This is a genomic window from Streptomyces sp. NPDC099050, from assembly GCF_044759865.1.
Classification (GTDB): Bacteria; Actinomycetota; Actinomycetes; order Streptomycetales; family Streptomycetaceae; genus Streptomyces.
In genome coordinates, this window is record NZ_JBIWAE010000043.1 from 1 (window position 1) to 16,132 (window position 16,132).

General features: G+C 73.3%; 14 protein-coding genes and 1 riboswitch. Of the genes, 6 read left to right on the forward strand and 8 right to left on the reverse strand.

Annotated features, from left to right (window positions below; all coding sequences use genetic code 11):
- Positions 1 to 64: 64 nt before the first annotated feature.
- From ACIQV3_RS38605 to ACIQV3_RS38630, 6 genes are all read right to left on the reverse strand, one after another.
- Complete coding sequence (locus tag ACIQV3_RS38605) at positions 65 to 949, reverse strand: ECF transporter S component (RefSeq protein ID WP_403721485.1); 885 nt, start codon at positions 947 to 949, stop codon at positions 65 to 67.
- A complete protein-coding gene (locus ACIQV3_RS38610; RefSeq protein ID WP_403721487.1) occupies positions 946 to 3,036 on the reverse strand; it encodes an ATP-binding cassette domain-containing protein in 2,091 nt (696 codons plus the stop codon). The genes ACIQV3_RS38605 and ACIQV3_RS38610 overlap by 4 nt, the downstream gene beginning before the upstream one ends.
- A 6-nt stretch (positions 3,037 to 3,042) precedes the next feature.
- The gene (locus ACIQV3_RS38615; RefSeq protein ID WP_403721570.1) at positions 3,043 to 4,194 is read right to left on the reverse strand and encodes an energy-coupling factor transporter transmembrane component T; all 1,152 of its coding nucleotides are present in this window, start codon (positions 4,192 to 4,194) and stop codon (positions 3,043 to 3,045) included.
- 272 nt (positions 4,195 to 4,466) lie between these two features.
- Positions 4,467 to 5,138: an SCO2322 family protein gene (locus ACIQV3_RS38620; RefSeq protein ID WP_403721490.1), complete on the reverse strand. Its 672-nt coding sequence runs from the start codon at positions 5,136 to 5,138 to the stop codon at positions 4,467 to 4,469.
- Positions 5,138 to 6,403, reverse strand: a complete 1,266-nt coding sequence (locus ACIQV3_RS38625; protein WP_403721492.1) for a prenyltransferase/squalene oxidase repeat-containing protein — start codon at positions 6,401 to 6,403, stop codon at positions 5,138 to 5,140. The genes ACIQV3_RS38620 and ACIQV3_RS38625 overlap by 1 nt, the downstream gene beginning before the upstream one ends.
- Positions 6,404 to 6,545: 142 nt before the next feature.
- Positions 6,546 to 6,627: riboswitch (cobalamin riboswitch) on the reverse strand.
- A 79-nt stretch (positions 6,628 to 6,706) separates the two neighbouring features.
- On the reverse strand, positions 6,707 to 7,771 hold the full coding sequence (locus tag ACIQV3_RS38630; protein WP_403721494.1) for an MBL fold metallo-hydrolase: 1,065 nt from the start codon (positions 7,769 to 7,771) through the stop codon (positions 6,707 to 6,709).
- Between the two features lie 254 nt (positions 7,772 to 8,025).
- Here ACIQV3_RS38630 and ACIQV3_RS38635 point away from each other — a divergent pair, with 254 nt between their 5' ends.
- Together ACIQV3_RS38635 and ACIQV3_RS38640 are read left to right on the forward strand one after the other, a co-directional pair.
- The gene (locus ACIQV3_RS38635; RefSeq protein WP_403721496.1) at positions 8,026 to 9,504 is read left to right on the forward strand and encodes an aldehyde dehydrogenase; all 1,479 of its coding nucleotides are present in this window, start codon (positions 8,026 to 8,028) and stop codon (positions 9,502 to 9,504) included.
- On the forward strand, positions 9,504 to 9,737 hold the full coding sequence (locus ACIQV3_RS38640) for a ferredoxin (protein ID WP_403721498.1): 234 nt from the start codon (positions 9,504 to 9,506) through the stop codon (positions 9,735 to 9,737). Before ACIQV3_RS38635 ends, ACIQV3_RS38640 begins: the two co-directional genes overlap by 1 nt.
- A gap of 255 nt (positions 9,738 to 9,992) precedes the next feature.
- On the opposite strand, the gene ACIQV3_RS38645 is transcribed toward ACIQV3_RS38640, so the two are convergent.
- On the reverse strand, positions 9,993 to 10,580 hold the full coding sequence (locus tag ACIQV3_RS38645) for a TetR/AcrR family transcriptional regulator (RefSeq protein ID WP_403721500.1): 588 nt from the start codon (positions 10,578 to 10,580) through the stop codon (positions 9,993 to 9,995).
- 433 nt (positions 10,581 to 11,013) lie between these two features.
- On the reverse strand, positions 11,014 to 11,292 hold the full coding sequence (locus ACIQV3_RS38650) for a hypothetical protein (protein WP_403721502.1): 279 nt from the start codon (positions 11,290 to 11,292) through the stop codon (positions 11,014 to 11,016).
- 116 nt (positions 11,293 to 11,408) lie between these two features.
- Here ACIQV3_RS38650 and ACIQV3_RS38655 point away from each other — a divergent pair, with 116 nt between their 5' ends.
- The 4 genes from ACIQV3_RS38655 to ACIQV3_RS38670 all read left to right on the forward strand — a co-directional run bounded on the left by ACIQV3_RS38655 (position 11,409) and on the right by ACIQV3_RS38670 (position 15,938).
- Complete coding sequence (locus ACIQV3_RS38655; protein WP_403721505.1) at positions 11,409 to 12,395, forward strand: helix-turn-helix transcriptional regulator; 987 nt, start codon at positions 11,409 to 11,411, stop codon at positions 12,393 to 12,395.
- Between the two features lie 201 nt (positions 12,396 to 12,596).
- Positions 12,597 to 12,764 carry a hypothetical protein gene (locus ACIQV3_RS38660; RefSeq protein ID WP_403721508.1) on the forward strand — a complete coding sequence of 56 codons (168 nt, stop codon included), beginning with the start codon at positions 12,597 to 12,599 and terminating at the stop codon, positions 12,762 to 12,764.
- Positions 12,765 to 13,052: 288 nt separating this feature from the next.
- Positions 13,053 to 14,378 (forward strand): FG-GAP-like repeat-containing protein, encoded by a 1,326-nt coding sequence (locus ACIQV3_RS38665; RefSeq protein ID WP_403721511.1) that lies wholly within the window; start codon positions 13,053 to 13,055, stop codon positions 14,376 to 14,378.
- Between the two features lie 258 nt (positions 14,379 to 14,636).
- Positions 14,637 to 15,938, forward strand: coding sequence for an FG-GAP-like repeat-containing protein (locus ACIQV3_RS38670; protein WP_403721513.1), 1,302 nt, complete (start codon positions 14,637 to 14,639; stop codon positions 15,936 to 15,938).
- Positions 15,939 to 16,132: the final 194 nt, after the last annotated feature.

The window sequence follows — 16,132 nt, forward strand, 5'->3', positions numbered from 1 at the left end:
TACTATCCCGCCTCGTATGTGACCTAGGTCCTGTGGGGCGGGTCACCGCCCCACCACCCCGATCTCACCCTCCGTGGCCGACCGTACCCCTTTCATGGGGAGGCGGCTGGGCTGATCCGGCCCCCGGATCGAAGGTCACGGGGGCGTCGAACGCCGCTTTTCGAGTGGCCCGCCGCAATGCCTTCAGCAGGGTCGCGCCGAGCGTGAGGGTCAGTACGACGGTCAGCGCGGCCCGGCCCAGGTCCCAGCCCACCGAGGTCGCCAGGCAGAACGCGAGGAAACGCACGAGGTTCGCCGGGAGCGGGTCCCCGGGGGTGAAGGAGATCCCCTGCGGGTGCGTGCCCTGCAGGATCACCCAGCCCTGCAGGTTCATGATCGTGCCGTACGCGAACGAGCCGAGGAACCCGTACAGCGCGAGCATCGCCAGCTCGGCCCGCCCCCGGATCCGGTCCGGACCCGGCAGCAGTCCGGCGCCCAGCGAGAACCAGCCCATCGCCAGCATCTGGAACGGCATCCACGGCCCGACGCCGCCCGTGAGCAGGGCCGACGCGAACATCGTGACCCCGCCCAAGACGAAACCGAAGCCCGGGCCGAGCACCCGGCCGCTCAGCACCAGCAGGAAGAACATCGGCTCCAGGCCGCCCGTACCGGCCCCGAGCGGGCGCAGGGCGGCCCCGACCGCGGCCAGTACGCCGAGCATGGCGACGGCCTTGGCGTCCATGCCGTCGTCCGCGATGGTCGCGACGACCACACCGACGAGGAGGGGCAGCAGGGCGGCGAAGAGCCAGGGGGCGTCCTGGGCGTGGGCGAAGCCGGACTGGCGGTCGGCGAGGAGCGGCCAGCCGAAGGCCGCGATGCCGATGAGGGTGACGAGGAGCAGGGCGGCGGCGGCGCGGGGGCCGATGCGGAGGGGGCGGGAGCGGGGGGTGCGGGAGCGGGGGGTGCTCATGAGGCCGACCCGGCGGTCGTGGCTGCCCCGGCCGGTCCGGATGTCCCGGGCGTCCCGGTTGCTCCGGCTGCTCCGGCCGGTCCGGCCGGGGCAACCGGTCTGGTGGAGAGGGCCGCCTTGACCTGGGAGACCGTGAGCCAGTGGCCCGGGGCCAGGATCTTGGCCACCTGCGGGGCGAAGGCGGGGGAGGAGACCACGACCTCGGCGGTCGGGCCGTCCGCGACGATCTCGCCATCGGCCAGGATCACCACGCGGTGGGCCAGCTCGGCGGCGAGCTCCACGTCGTGGGTGGCCAGGACGATGGCGTGGCCCTCGGCGGCGAGCCCGCGCAGGATCTCCACGAGACGGGCCTTGGCGGCGTAGTCCAGGCCGCGGGTCGGCTCGTCGAGGAGCAGCAGGGCCGGGCGGCCGGTCAGGACCAGCGCCAGCGCGAGGGCCAGGCGCTGGCCCTCGGACAGGTCGCGCGGGTGGATGTCGTCGGGGACGTCGGGGAGCAGCGCGGCGACGAGGGCACGGCAGGTGCCGGGCGCCTGGCCGGCGTCGTGGTCGGCGGCAGTGCACTCGGCGGCGACGGTGTCGGCGTAGAGGAGGTCGCGGGGCTCCTGGGGGACGAGGCCGACGCGGGTCACCATCTCGGGGGGCGGCGTGCGGTGGGGGGTGCGGCCGCTGACCGTGATCTGGCCGGTGGTGGGCTCCAGGGTGCCGATCAGGGTGGCGAGGAGGGTGGACTTTCCGGCGCCGTTGCGGCCCATGAGGGCGATGGTCTCGCCCTTCGCCACGGTGAGGTTGATGTCGCGGAGGACTTCGGCGCGGCCGCGGCGGAGGGAGACGGCCTTGACCGTGGCCGGAGTCGGCCCGGTCGGCCCCGTCGGCCCCGTGGTCCCCGTGGTCCCGTTGGGGTCGGCCGGGGCAGGCCGGGGGGTGCGGGGGCCGCGGCGGCGCAGCCGGGCGAGCAGGCCGAGGCGGGGGCCCTGCGGGCGGCTGTCCCCTACCCGCCCTTCGCCCGTTCCCCGGGGCTCCGCCCCGGACCCGGCCTGGGGCTGCGCTTCGGACCCCGCCGGGAGCTGCGCCCCGGCCCCGGTACGGGGGCCCGTGCCGGCCTCAGCCTGGAGCTGTGCCCCGGCCTCTGCCTGGGGCTGCGCTCCCGGCCCTGCCTGGGGCTGTGCTTCGGGCCCGGTACGGGGGCTCGTACTGGCCTCTGCCTGGGGCTGCGCGCCCAGCCTCGGCTGGGGCTGCGCCCCCGGCCCCGTGGTGGGTTGGGGTTGTGGGGGCTGGTTCAGGTGGGTTCGTAGGGGGGTGGCCTGGCGGCGGGCGTCTCGGATGGAGAGGGGGAGGGGGGACCAGCCGGCCAGGCGGCCGAGGGCCACCACCGGGGGGTGGACCGGGGAGACGGCCATGATGTCGGCGGGCGGGCCCAGGACGGGGGGTGCGCCCGGGGAGGGGAGGAGCAGGACCCGGTCGGCGTACTGGACCACCCGCTCCAGGCGGTGCTCCGCCATCAGGACGGTCGTGCCCAGGTCGTGGACCAGGCGTTGCAGGACGGCAAGGACCTCTTCCGCCGCCGCCGGGTCGAGGGCCGATGTCGGCTCGTCCAGGACGAGGACACGGGGGTGCGGGGTCAGGACCGAACCGATCGCCACCCGCTGCTGCTGGCCGCCGGAGAGGGTGGCGATGGGGCGGTCGCGGAGGTCGTTCAGGCCGAGCAGGTCGAGGGTTTCCTCGACGCGGCGCCGCATGACCGAGGGCGCGAGGCCCAGGGATTCCATGCCGTAGGCGAGCTCGTCCTCGACGACGTCCGTCACGAAGTGGGCCAGTGGGTCCTGGCCGACCGTGCCGACCACGTCCGCGAGTTCCCGCGGCTTGTGCGTACGGGTGTCGCGGCCGGCGACCGTGACCCGGCCCTTGAGGGTGCCCCCGGTGAAGTGCGGGACCAGGCCCGAGACCGCCCCGAGGAGGGTGGACTTGCCGACGCCGGAGGGGCCGACCAGGAGGGTCAGCTCGCCTTCCGGGAGCGTGAAGTCGGCGTGGGAGAGGGCGGGGGCGGCCGCACCCTCGTAGGTGACGGATACGTCTTCGAAGTGGATCACGGGGTCCTACGCCTCCTTCGGCGGTGAGGGGAGCGAGGGGAGCGAGGGTGGTGAGGGGAGCGAGGGGGGTAGCGGGGCCACCAGGGCCGGGAGGAGGCCGATCAGGATCGCCGCCGCCGGCCAGAGGGGGAGGGTCGGGACGACGAGGGGGACGACGCCCGGCCGCAGGGCCTCCGGGTCCACGGACACGGCCCGGATCAGCAGCGCCGCGACCGCCGCGCCCGACCCGGCGACCAGCCAGGCCCGTACGTCCCACCGGTCCGGCCGGTAGCGGGTACGGAGGGACCGGCGGCCGCCCAGGCGCAGCCCGGCCAGGGCCAGGGCGAGGGAGAGGAGGAGGAGGACCAGGCCGTACTCCGCGCCCTCCGCCGCCAGCAGCCCGTACGTACCCGCGCACATGCCGAGCAGCCCGCCGAGCGTGAGCACGTTGGTGGTGTGGCGGACGGCGGCGGGCACCTGCGCGGTACGGCCGTAGCCCCGCGCGTCCATCGAGGCGGCGATGGCCACCGAACGTTCGAGGGCGCCCTCCAGCACCGGCAGGCCGATCTGGAGGATCGCCTTGATCCCGCCCGTGGGGCGGCCGCGCAGGCGACGGGCCGTACGCAGCCGGACCACGTCCGCGACCATGTTCGGCGCGAAGGTCATCGCGACGACCACGGCGACGCCGACCTCGTACAGGGCCGCGGGCAGCGATTTCAGCAGCCGCGCCGGGTTCGCGAGGGCATTGGCGGCGCCGACGCAGATGAGGAGCGTGGCCAGCTTCGCGCCTTCGTAGAAGGCGAAGACCAGCTGCTCGGCGGTGACCCGGCCACCGAGCCGGATGCCCTGCGCCCAGGCCGGGAGCGGGACCTCGGGGAGGGTGAAGAGGACGTGCGTGCCGGGGATGGGGGAGCCGAGGAGCACGCAGAAGAGGAGGCGCAGGCCGATGACGACGAGGCCGAGCTTGACGAACGCCCCGTAGGAACGCGCCCAGGGGGCGTCGGTACGGCGCGCCGCGACCACGTACCCGGCGACGCCGACGATCAGGCCGAGGAGGAGCGGGTTGGTCGTACGGGAGGCGGCGGTGGCGAGCCCGAGGGCCCACAGCCACCAGGCACCCGCGTGCAGGGCGTTGCCACGCGTGGCCTCGGGGGCGTGCCATTTCTTGTACGTCGGCACGCTCGGGGCGCCGGTCGCCCGGTCGGGGGCGTTCGGCCCGGCCGGGGTGGGGACGTCGCCTGCGGGGCCGTGGCCGTAGGTGCGGGGGGCGCGTGCCGCGCCGTCGTGGGTGCGCCCGGCCTGCGGCCGGGCTGGGTTCCCACCCGCACCACCCGTGCGGGTGGAGGGGCGGGTGCGGGTGGCCCTGGTGGGTGGTTGCCCGCCGTCGGCGACCGTCCCGCCGTCGACGGCCTCGGCCGCGGCCGCGGCGCCGTTCACCTCGGGACCCTCCGTCATCGGCCGCGGCGGCGGCGGGACTGCCAGAACGCGGCCGCGCCCAGGAGGGCCACCGCCGCGATGCCGGCGAAGAGGCCCGCCGAGGGGCCGCCGCCCTCGGAGCCGGCGGCGGGCTTGCCCGGGGCGGTGGCGGTGGCGGTGGCGGCCGTGTCCGCGACCGGTTCGCCGCAGCCCTGCTTCGGGTAGCCCGAGATCGCGCACAGCAGTGCTGCGCTGTTGTAGCGCAGCGGCTTCGCCACCTCCGCCAGTGCCTCCGCCGTCGTGGCGTCCGGGCCGACCTGCGCGCATGCCGTCCGCGGGGTGTCCTGCGGCGGGGTCTCGCCGGCCTGGGCCTCGGCGGGCGTGCCGAAGTCGACGACCAGCGCGATCCGCTTCTTGCCCGCCACCGGGGCGGTGGCCGAGCAGATGGCCGCGAAGTCGGCGTCGGCGCGCGGCGGGGCGGCCTGATCGGCCGCGTCCTTGCTCACCACGAAGTGGAAGCCCTGCACGGAGCCGTCCGCCGGACGCAGCGAGGAGGGGCCCTGGGAGGCGTACGCCCACGTGCCGCCCGCGCCGTCCCAGAACGACCAGTAGCGGTAGGTCGAGGCCAGGGCGGGGGACGCGGCCAGCAGGGTCAGGATGAGACCGAGGACGAATACCGGCAGAGCCGGACGGCTGCGGCGCCGCATCAGAGCTGGTTCCGCTTCCGGCGGCCGCTCAGCACGATGCCGATGCCCATGCCGGCCGCGGCGCCCGCGAGGATCATCCACCAGACGTTGCTGCCGCCGGAGTCCTTCTCCTTCTTCTCGTCCTTCTTGTCCGCCGGCTGCTCCGACGCCTTCGCGGACGCGTTCTGCGGCGCCGGGCCCGTCGCGTTCAGCGCCGCGACCAGGTCCGTGCCGCCGAAGGCCTTCGGGTCGGTGCCGGTCGCGTGTGCGGCCAGGATCAGGGTGCCGAGGCCGGCCGGGTTGCCCTTGGACCACTCGGCGGAGTTGGTCTTCAGCCACTCCAGGGCGCCCGCAGCGGACTGCTTGTGCCCGGCCGCGGCCAGGGCGATCACCGCGTCGGCGGTGTTGCCGGTGTCCGGGGTCGGCTGGTCGGCGCCCGGGGTGAGGGCCGTGAGGTGGCCGTCCTTCCGCAGGGCCTGGGCCAGGTATCCGGCGGCCCCCTGGGCCGCCGCCGCCGGGTCACCGGCGGTCGCCGGGCAGGCGAGCGCGGCCGCGGGGGTGTCCGTGGGCGAGGAGGCGGGGGAGACGAGCGCGCCCTTGCCGAGGCCGGCCAGTACGGCGGCGGCCGTCGCGTCGGCGTTGGCGGGGAGCTTGCCGTCGGCCGTCGCCTGGTAGGCGAAGGCGCCCCGGTCGGCGGCCGGCTCGGACGTGCAGCCGAGCTGGAAGGCGAGCAGCCCCTCGTACGCGGACTTGCCGGCCTTCGACTTGACCTCGGCCGGCTTCTCGCCCGCCGCGGCCAGCGCGCTGATGACCACCGCGGTGGAGCTGGCCTCGCTCGGGGAGCCGGGGACGTAGGCCCAGCCGCCGTCGGCGTTCTGGACGGACTTCAGCCAGTCCGCGCCCTTCTTCACCGCCGCGTCCTGGCCGCCGAGCGCCTTCAGCGCCTGCACGGCCACCGCGGTGGCGTTCGTGTCGAGCATCAGCTTCGCGTCGCACGCGGCTGCCGTGTCCGCGCGGAAGGAGGCGAAGCCGCCGTCGGCGCACTGCTGGCCGACGAGCCAGTCCACGGCCTGCTGGGCGGGCTTCAGCCCCACCGTGTGCTGGGCGAGCAGCGCGAACGACTGCCGCCACACCCCGTCGTACGTCGGATCGTTCTTGCCGTAGAGCCCGGAGGGGACGACGGGCGCCGGGGACGGCGAGGCGACATCGGCGAGGGCCGCGGGGGCCGCGCCCACGCAGAGCACGGCGGAAGCGGCGAGCGTGGCGGCGCTGCGACGGACGTTCATGGCGGGGCGGGTGCCTCTCGTGCGGGGGACCCGGAGGCAGGCAGCACAGCGGCGATGGCTGGTACCGGGCTCCGGCTCCGTTTACCTCGACGGTGCCGGCCGCCGGAGGACCCGGCGGCACGAGCCGCGCACCTCCGGCACGGGGCGATCCGGCTCCCCGCCCCGAAGCTGCGGGGGGCGGGTCACGGTTGCGGGGTCAGCGCCGGATTCGCACCGGCTTCCCCCCGTACGGAAGTGTGGACGACGCCCATACTCTACCGGCCCGTAGCTCCGGTGCCGGGTGGCGCCGCCCACCCGCACCCCTTACACGGCGCGGTACGTCACGGGGTCGCTGCCCGGCACCGCCTCCGCGCGGCCCTGCTTCACCAGACGCCGCAGGTGGGCTTCCGCTTCCGAGACCGCGATGTTGCGGGAGCCGTACGGGATCTGCTCCCAGGGCCGGTTCCACTCCATCCGCTCCGCCAGCGCCCACGGGGTCAGCGGCTCGGCGGCGAGCAGTGCGCGCAGCCCGGTCAGCCGCTCCTCGTGGTGGTCCAGGAGCTCCCGTACGCGGCCCTGGGCGTCGGTGAAGGCGTACTGGTGGGCCGGGAGCACCTCGGCGGGCTGGAGGCGGCCGATGCGTTCGAGGGAGTCGAGGTAGTCGCCCAAGGGGTCGGTGACCTGCTCGGAGGCGGGGTCCTCGTAGAGGCCGATGTGCGGGGAGATCCCGGGCAGCAGGTGGTCGCCGGAGAAGAGGCGGCCGTTGCCGGGGAGGTTCCGCGGGTGCTTCTCCTCCAGGTGCAGGCAGACGTGGCCGGGGGTGTGCCCGGGGGTCCAGACGGCCCGCAGCCGGCGGCCGGCCAGCGGGAGCAGCTCGGCGGGCACGATCTCCCGGTCGGGGACGGCGGCCCGCAGCCCCGGGAGCGTGCTCATGCGGCCGCTCGCGCGGGCGGCGCGCAGCGGGGCGATGTGCTTCTCGGGGGCTCCGGAGGTGGCCAGCTTGTCGGCCATGTAGTCGTACCAGACGCCGGGTTCGGAGGACCGGGTCCGCACCACGATCTCGGTGTCGGCGGCGTGCATGGCGATCCAGGCGCCGGAGGCCTCGCGGACCTGGCCGGACAGGCCGTGGTGGTCGGGGTGGTGGTGGGTGATGACCACCCCGTGCACGTCGGCGACGGCGATGGAGAGGGCGCCGAGTCCGGCGACGAGGGTGTCCCAGGACGCGGGGTCGTCCCAGCCGGTGTCGATGAGCACCGGGCCGCGATCGGTGTCGAGGACGTGGACGAGGGTGTGGCCGAGCGGATTGTCGGGGATGGGGACCTTGATGCCCCACACGCCGCCGCCGTGATCGGTGACGTGAGGTGCCACGTCCGGGGTGTCCTCTGCCATGAGGGGCTCCGCTCTAACGGGAACAGGTCCAACGGGAACACGTCCAACGGGAACACGTCCAAAGGGAACAGGTCTAACGAGAACGTGTTGCATTAGTCGCCCAAGTCGACCACTTCTCCGGTTTCCTGACTAGTCGTTGGATCTTCGGGGTGGCGAGTGCGGGCCGATGCGCGGGCGGTTCGGTCAGCTCCGTGGACTCCTAGAACTAGAACTGGTATCAGTTCTGGAACGCCAAGCCGCAGGAGGCATCAGCCATGACCGAGCTCGTGGAACACGGAAAACTGTTCATCGGCGGTGAGTGGACGGATCCGCTGGGCTCCGACACGATCAAGGTCGTCTCGCCCCACACCGGGCAGGTCATCGGCAGCGTCCCGCACGCCTCGAAGGCGGACGTCGACCGGGCCGTCGCGGTGGCCCGCAAGGCCTTCGACGAGGGCCCCTGGCCGCGCACCACGCTCGAAGAGCGGATCGCGGTGGTGACCAGGATCAAGGACGCCATAGCCGTCCGGCACGAGGAGATCGCCCGCTCGATCAGCTCCCAGAACGGGTCCCCGTACTCCTGGAGCATCCTCGCCCAGGCACTCGGCCCGATGATGGTCTACGACGCCGCGATCACCGTGGCGCGCGACTACCCCTACGAGGAGTTCCGCCAGGGCGTCCTCGGCCCGATCCTCGTCCGGCGCGAGGCCGTCGGCGTGGTCGCCGCCGTCATCCCGTGGAACGTCCCGCAGTTCGTGGCCGCCGCCAAGCTGGCGCCCGCGCTGCTCACCGGCTGCACGGTGATCCTCAAGCCGTCCCCGGAGGCGGTCCTCGACTCCTACATCCTCGCCGACATCGCCCGCGAGGCCGGGCTGCCCGAGGGCGTGCTGTCGATCCTGCCCGCCGACCGGGAGGTCAGCGAGTACCTCGTCGGCCACCCGGACGTGGACAAGGTCGCCTTCACCGGCTCCGTGCCCGCCGGCCGGCGGGTCATGGAGGTCGCCTCGAAGAACCTCACCCGCGTGACCCTCGAACTCGGGGGCAAGTCCGCGGCCGTCATCCTCCCGGACGCCGACCTCGACACCACCATCGCCGGGATCGTCCCCGCGGCCTGGATGAACAACGGCCAGGCGTGCGTGGCCCAGACCCGCGTCCTCGCCCCGCGCGGCCGCTACGAGGAGATCGCCGAGGCGCTCGCCGCCGCGGCCTCGGCGCTGGTCGTCGGCGACCCGATGGACCCCGCGACGCAGCTCGGCCCGCTGGTGGCCAGGCGGCAGCAGCAGCGCTCGCTCGACTACATCCGGATCGGGCAGGAGGAGGGCGCCAAGATCCTGTCCGGCGGCGGACGTCCGGCGGGATCGGACCTGGAACAGGGCTGGTACGTGGAGCCGACCCTCTTCGGAGACGTCGACAACTCGATGCGGATCGCCCGCGAGGAGATCTTCGGCCCGGTCGTCTGCCTGATCCCGTACGGGGACGAGGCGGAGGCCGTACGCATCGCCAACGACTCGGAGTTCGGGCTCAGCGGCAGCGTCTGGACCGGCGACGTGGAACACGGCATCGACTTCGCGCGGCAGGTGCGCACCGGCACCTTCAACGTGAACACCTTCAGCCTGGACATGCTCGGGCCGTTCGGCGGCTACAAGAACAGCGGCGTCGGGCGGGAGTTCGGCCCGGAGGGGCTGGGGGAGTACCTGGAGCACAAGATGATCCACCTCCCGGCAGGGTACGTACCCCCCGCGGCCGGTGCGTGATGGGTGACCGCTGGCACGTCGAGGTGGACCGGGGGGTCTGCATCGGCTCGGGCATGTGCGTGAACCACGCCCCGGACGGCTTCGCCCTCGACACGGCGCGGCAGTCGCATCCGCGGGCCGCCGAGACGGACGCGAGCGAGCCGGTGCTCGCGGCGGCGGAGGGGTGCCCGGTCGAGGCGATCGCGATCACCCTGCTGGGCAGCGGCGAGGCGGTGTTCCCTCCGGAGGAGTGAGGGGGCGGGGGAGCAGGGGAGTAGAGGAGAGGTCCCGCGCTGGTAGTGCGGCCGCCGGGGAGGTGTCGCGGGCGCGACCACCCCTGGCGGCCGCCCCGCCGGCGCGGGACCTCTCGCCTTCGGCCCCTCCGACGCCTGGGGGCGTGGACCCCGAGCCCGCGACGTCGAACTCCGTTCGGGCCTTGGCTCCTTGGCCCCTTCGTCCCTTGGCCCCTTGGCCCCTTGGCCCCTTCGTACCGCCCTGCCCGGTGCGGGTCAGGCGGGACCGGCGGCCGGTTCCAGTGCGGGCCTGAGGGCCGACAGGACGGTTTCCATGAAGCGGGGAGGCACCGGGCGGGTGCGCAGGAGCCAGGTGTGGTAGATCGGGCCGTAGATGAGCTCGACGATCAGCTCCAGGTCGATGTCGGGACGGATCTGGCCGGCGTCGCGGGCTTTGGCGAGGCGGGCGGTGCACTCGTCGATGGATCCCCGGAGGATGCTCCGCACGCCCTCGGCGGCGACTTCCTCGGTCTGTGCGGCGGCGATCAGGCCGCGCCAGATCGCGCCGAACTCGGTTTCGAACAGCCGCATCGCGTTGGCGGTCTGACTGGCCAGATCGGCATAGACGTCGCCGGTGTCGGGGAAGCGGGCGGACGAGTCCCGTTGCGACGCCAGGCCTTCGATGAGGATCGCCGCTTTGGAGGGCCACCAGCGGTAGATCGTCGTCTTGCCGACGCCGGCCTTGGCGGCGATGGCTTCGATCGTGGTGGCGGCGAATCCGCGCTCGGCGCAGATCTCGAAGGCGGCTGAGACGATGGCCCGGCGGGCCCTCTCATTGCGGCGAGCCGGATCAGGTGGGGACATCCGCCAAGCCTACCCAAAACGGAACCCTACGCACCGTTGGGAATGGGTCGGCGCCGCTATCACCTTGCTGACTAAACGCTTCGTTGCGTATCGTCTGCTGCGCGGTGAGGCCACAGGGGGCGTGGTCGTTCGTCAGTGGCTGCTCGGGGGGCTAGACCACTGTCCCGCGAGGAGGGATGGGGGAGTGTGACGCTGTCTCGGTTGCCCGCGCGCTCGGCCCGCACTCTGACGCGCGGCGAGCATTGCGTCCGGGCCGCCATAGGTGCGGCGGGCGAACCCCCCTGGTCCGGTCCCTGGGCGTCGCCGGTGGGCGTGATCGCCGCCACGGCCGACGGCTGCTTGGGGGAAGCCCTCGGCGCAGGCCGTCGCGGTGACCCGCGCGGGCCCGCGCTGCCAGGCGTCGCGGGCCCGGCGAGATCCGAAAAGGGACGGCCTAGGCCCTGTCGACGGAGGACAGCAGCCACCCGTGCAGGGCGGGAGCCTCGCGGAGCGCGCGCTCGCACAGGGCGCGGACCCGTGTGGCGGCCTGCCCGCCGTCCTGGGCGAGGCAGAACACCACGCCGCGCGCCCCGGCCCGGCTCGGGTGGACCCGGATGTGTTCGATGCCATCTCCGGGTTGAGTCATCGACCACAGGGCGCCCAGCAGGGCCCGTTCGGGCAGGAGCTCCTCTCGGGGCGGCGGCTGGCTGAAGTTGAACGCGATGAGGTACACCCTTCAACTCTCGCGCCCGCGGGGTCGGAGCTGTGCCGGAAGCCGTAGCACGTTCGTGCCAAGGCTCGAACGTGCCATCTGAATGATCACTGCACGAACGAAGGGGGAGATCACTGATGTTGGGGGCGCTGGGACTCGACCGTGAGAGTGAGTCCGTCTACCGGCTGATGCTGGAGAATCCGGACTGGGGGGTGGCCCGGCTGGCCGAGGAGGTCGGTACCGACCGGGCCTCGGTGGCCAAGGTCCTGGACCGCCTGGCGGACCTGGCCCTGCTGCGACCGTCGCTGGCGGATCCGGCCGTACTGCGCCCGGTACCGCCGGGCATCGCGCTCGACGCCCTCCTGGCCCGGCAGCAGGCCGAACTCGCCCGCAGGCAGCAGGAGGTCGAGGAGAGCAGAATCGCCGTGGCCGGTCTGCTCGCTGATTACTCCTCACTGCGCACCGGTCAGAGCGTGGGCGGCGTCGAAAGGATCGTCGGCCTGGAAGCGATCCGCAGCACCCTGGAGGAACTGGCCTTCCGCGCCCGGCGCGAGAGCCTGGCCTTCGCGCCGGGCGGCGCCCAGACGCCGGAGAACCGTGCCGCCGGGCTGCCGCTGGCCGAGGCGGCCCTCGCGCGGGGCGTCCGGCTCAAGACGGTCTACCTGGCCAGCATCGCCAACGATCCCGGCAGCCGCGAGCACGCCGCCCGGCTGGCCTCCCTGGGCGGCGAGACCCGGACGGTGCCTTCGCTGCCGATGCGGATGCACATCGTGGACCGGGAGGTGGTGGTCGTACCGCTGGACCCGGCGGACTCCTCGCAGGGCGCCGTCATCATCCGCGAGGCCGGGGCGCTGACGGGCTTCTGCGCGCTCTTCGACCAGGTGTGGGCCGGGGCGCGGCCGCTGGGCGAGCCGGCCGCACGTGCCGCGGACGAGGTGGCGAGTCCGCAGGAGACGGCGCTGCTCAGGCTGCTCGCGGACGGCCTCACCGACGAGGCTGCGGCCCGCAAGCTGGGCATCTCGCTGCGTACCGAACGGCGGTTGATCACAGAGCTCTCGAACCGGCTCGGCGCCGGAAGCAGGTTCCAGCTCGGCCAGCGCGCGGTCGAGCTGGGCATCCTCTGACGAGCCCGGGGCCACGGCGTCGTTAGGCGCGCGGCCCGGACGCGGCACGACCGCACAAAGAATGCCTGGCACGAACGTGTCAGGCATTCTTTGTGCCACCCCGAACCCCTGGTGAGCCCGTTTTTCAGGCGGCAGGATTCTTCTCAGCAGCCAGCCGAGGCCGCCAGGGAACAAGAAGAACAAAAACCAGGGGTGGGAAAAATGAATTCCTTCAAGAACGTCGCCGGTGCGTCCTTCATCGTGCTCGCCGTCGCCATCGGCGCCGGGTCCGCGATCACCCCTGCGGCGCCGACCGCCGCGACCGCCGCGTCCGTCGCGGCGCCGGCCTTCGGGGCCGGCGAAGCCCCGAACGACTTCGGCTGGCAGTAACACAGGAAGCCTCGGGTGAGGGGTCCGCGCAGGTAACCAGCGCGATGCCCGCCCGCACCACTCGGAACCTCGTCCGCCCGGCACCTCGTGTGTTCCGTACGAAGTCCCGCTCGTGGGCAGTCCGGATCGAGAGCCGCACGGCAGCCGCACGGCAGCCGCACGTCAGCCGCCCGGGACGCGCCAGCCGGAGTATCGGCGCCCCTCGGAATTCTCTCGCCGGACATCAATTCATGAACGTGCCGCCGCGACAGGCGGAATTCGAACCTCGATATCAGAATGGGCACCTCCATGTCTTTTTCGCTCCGCAAGAAGCTCGTTTCCCTCGCCATTGCCACCGCCGCGGCCGCGCCGATCCTGGGTGCGGTACCGGCCGCCGCGGACTCCGCGGCCGTCGCCTCCATCGCCTTCAAGCAGGTCGGTAACGACTGCACCCCCTACTACGGCTGCGAGTGGCCGACTGCCTGGTGCGCCGACTTCGCCCGCTGGGTCTGGGGCCAGGCCGGGGCCGACTACACCTCGGCTCTCGATGCCCGTGCGGTCAGCTTCTACGAGTACGGCAGCAAGTACGGCACGCTCCACTCGGTGCCCCAGGTCGGCGACGCCGTCCTCTACGACACCGACGGCAGTGTGACCGACGGCGAGGCGAACCACGTCAACCTGGTGGTCAAGGTCTCCGCGGACGGCACCAAGATCCAGACGGTCGGCGGCAACGAGAGCAGAGGGGTGCGCCACCGCGACTGGTTCGACTGGAAGAACAACCCCGCCCCGGTCGGTTCCAGTGCGGGACGCGTGCTGAAGTTCATCGGTCCCAAGGGCCTGGCCGACACCTCCACCCCGTCCGGTGCGCCCGCCCCCGTCTCCGCGGTGGGCGACCTGACCGGCGACGGCAAGCCCGACCTGCTGGCCCGTGCGGAGTCCGGCAGCGGGAACCTGTACGTGTATCCCGGCGCGGGCAACGGCCACTTCGGCACCCGTATCGACAACGGCGGCTGGTCATCCATGGAGCGGGTCTCCGGCATCGGTGACGTGACGGGCGACGGCAAGGCGGACGTGGCGGCGGTCGAGAAGTCCACCGGCAAGCTGTGGATCTACCCGGGCCAGTCCAACGGCCACCTGGGCACGCGCATCGACAACAGCGGTGGCTGGGGCGACATCCGCATCACCGGCGCCAAGGACCTCAACGGCGACGGCCGCGGCGACCTGCTGGCCGTTGACGAGGCCAGCGGCAAGCTCTGGATGTACCCGGGCCGGACCGACGGCCACTTCGGCACCCGCGTCGAGGCCGGCAGCAGCTGGGACTCCATGAACCCGGTCGGCTCGGCCGGCGACCTCACCGGCGACGGCAAGAACGACGTGGCCGCGGTCGAGGACGCGACCGGCAAGCTCTTCGTCTACCCGGGCCTCGGCAACGGACAGTTCGGCGCCCGTATCCAGGCGGGCACCGGGTGGGACGTGATGTCCAGCATCTCCGGCGCGGGCGACTACACCGGCGACGGCAAGGACGACCTGATCGCGCGTGACAACACCGGCAAGCTCTGGGTCTACCCCGGCCAGGGCAACGGCCAGTTGGGCGCCCGCATCGACAACGGCGGCGGCTGGAACTTCACCGGCTGAAGCGACCACCGCTGAAGCGGCCACCGGCCGGGCCCGGCCACCTGCTCGGCCCGGCCGCAGATCGACCGCCGCAGATCGACCGCCGCAGGTCGGCCCGGGCACGGGCGCACCCAGTCATCGGGTGTGCCCGGCCCCGGCCCCGGCCCGGCCCCGGCCCCGGCCCGGCCCCGGCCCCGGCCCGGCCCCGGTCGACCGGGCCACGCCGCCCGTGCACACCTCCTCGCGTCACCTCCCTGCCGTCCCTTCCGAAGGAACCCCATGTCCAAGCGTGCCCTCGCCACCGCCCTCGCCGTCACCGCGCTCGCCGCCGTCGTCGCCATGCCCACCGCCCACGCCGCCGAACGGCCCGCCTTCCAGCTGCCCGTGCCCTGCGGAGAGACCTGGGTCGCCACCACCTACGCGGGCCATCTGCCCACCTACTCGGTCGACCTCAACCACTACCCGGGTGACGACACAGGCCGCCCCGTCACCGCGAGCGCCGCCGGTACCGTCACCGCGTCCGGAGCCAGCAACGGCTGGGCCGGAACTCACGTCCGCATCGACCACGGTGGCGGGTGGACCACGCACTATGGCCACCTCGACAGCACCGCCGTGTCGGTCGGCACCACGGTTCAAGCCGGTCAGATGATCGGCCGACTCGGCAACACCGGCAATTCCACCGGGCCGCACCTGCACTTCGAGCAGACCCTCGACGGCGTCGGTCAGCCCGCGACGTTCGACGGTGTGGGGTACCCGTACGTCAAGCGCAGCATCACGAGCAACAACTGCGGCGTCCCGACGAACCCGGCCTCACCCGCGCCCGTTTCGGCGGTCGGCGACCTCACCGGCGACGGCAAGCCCGACGTGCTGGCCCGCGCGGGGACCGGCAGCGGGAACCTGTACGTGTACCCCGGCCTGGGCAACGGGAAGTTCGGTACCCGGATCGACAACGGCGGCTGGTCGAGCATCGTGCAGGTCACCGGCGCCGGCGACGTGACCGGGGACGGCCGGGCCGACGTGCTCGCCGTCGAGAAGTCCACCGGCAAGCTGTACGTCTACCCCGGGGGGACCAACGGCCACCTCGGCGCCCGGGTCGACAACGGCGCCGGCTGGAACGCCCTGCGCACCGCCGGAAGCGAGGACCTCAACGGTGACGGTCGCGGCGACCTCCTCGCCATGGAGACGGCCACCGGCAACCTGTTCCTCTACCCCGGCCTGACCAACGGCCACTTCGGCAGCCGCGTCCAGATCGGCACCAACTGGGACAGCATGAGCGTGATCTCCGGTGCCGGTGACCTGACCGGCGACGGAAAGAACGACGTGGCCGCCGTCGAGGAGGCCACCGGGAAGCTGTTCGTCTATCCGGGCACCGGCGACGGCAAGCTCGGCGCCCGCATCGAGGCCGGCACCAACTGGGACAGCATGTCCAGCGTGAGCGGGGCCGGCGACTACACCGGCGACGGCAAGGACGACATCGTCGCCCGCCAGAACGACGGCAACTTGTACGTCTATCCGGGCATCGGCGGAGGCAAGCTCGGCGCCCGCATCGCCAACGGCGGCGGCTGGAACTTCGACTCCTGACCCCGCTCCGGTCCTGACCCCGCTCCGGTCCTGACCCCCCTCCCGTCCTGACCGTCCGGCGTGCCCACCGCGCCGGACGGTCAGGGCGGAGTCCTCCCCGACCGGGCACCGGCCCCGACACATTCCGGCCCGTGCCCCGATCCCCTCCGCCGCTCCACCACCCGTGCGGGCCGGCCCCAGACCGGCCCTTCGCT

Excerpts from the sequence above, each read along its gene's own strand:
- ACIQV3_RS38605 (WP_403721485.1), bottom strand. The coding sequence starts at position 949 with ATGAGCACCCCCCGCTCCCGCACCCCCCGCTCCCGCCCCCTCCGCATC.
- ACIQV3_RS38620 (WP_403721490.1), bottom strand. The coding sequence starts at position 5,138 with ATGCGGCGCCGCAGCCGTCCGGCTCTGCCGGTATTCGTCCTCGGTCTC.
- ACIQV3_RS38625 (WP_403721492.1), bottom strand. The coding sequence starts at position 6,403 with ATGAACGTCCGTCGCAGCGCCGCCACGCTCGCCGCTTCCGCCGTGCTC.
- ACIQV3_RS38630 (WP_403721494.1), bottom strand. The coding sequence starts at position 7,771 with ATGGCAGAGGACACCCCGGACGTGGCACCTCACGTCACCGATCACGGC.
- ACIQV3_RS38635 (WP_403721496.1), top strand. The coding sequence starts at position 8,026 with ATGACCGAGCTCGTGGAACACGGAAAACTGTTCATCGGCGGTGAGTGG.
- ACIQV3_RS38640 (WP_403721498.1), top strand. The coding sequence starts at position 9,504 with ATGGGTGACCGCTGGCACGTCGAGGTGGACCGGGGGGTCTGCATCGGC.
- ACIQV3_RS38645 (WP_403721500.1), bottom strand. The coding sequence starts at position 10,580 with ATGTCCCCACCTGATCCGGCTCGCCGCAATGAGAGGGCCCGCCGGGCC.
- ACIQV3_RS38655 (WP_403721505.1), top strand. The coding sequence starts at position 11,409 with ATGTTGGGGGCGCTGGGACTCGACCGTGAGAGTGAGTCCGTCTACCGG.
- ACIQV3_RS38660 (WP_403721508.1), top strand. The coding sequence starts at position 12,597 with ATGAATTCCTTCAAGAACGTCGCCGGTGCGTCCTTCATCGTGCTCGCC.
- ACIQV3_RS38665 (WP_403721511.1), top strand. The coding sequence starts at position 13,053 with ATGTCTTTTTCGCTCCGCAAGAAGCTCGTTTCCCTCGCCATTGCCACC.
- ACIQV3_RS38670 (WP_403721513.1), top strand. The coding sequence starts at position 14,637 with ATGTCCAAGCGTGCCCTCGCCACCGCCCTCGCCGTCACCGCGCTCGCC.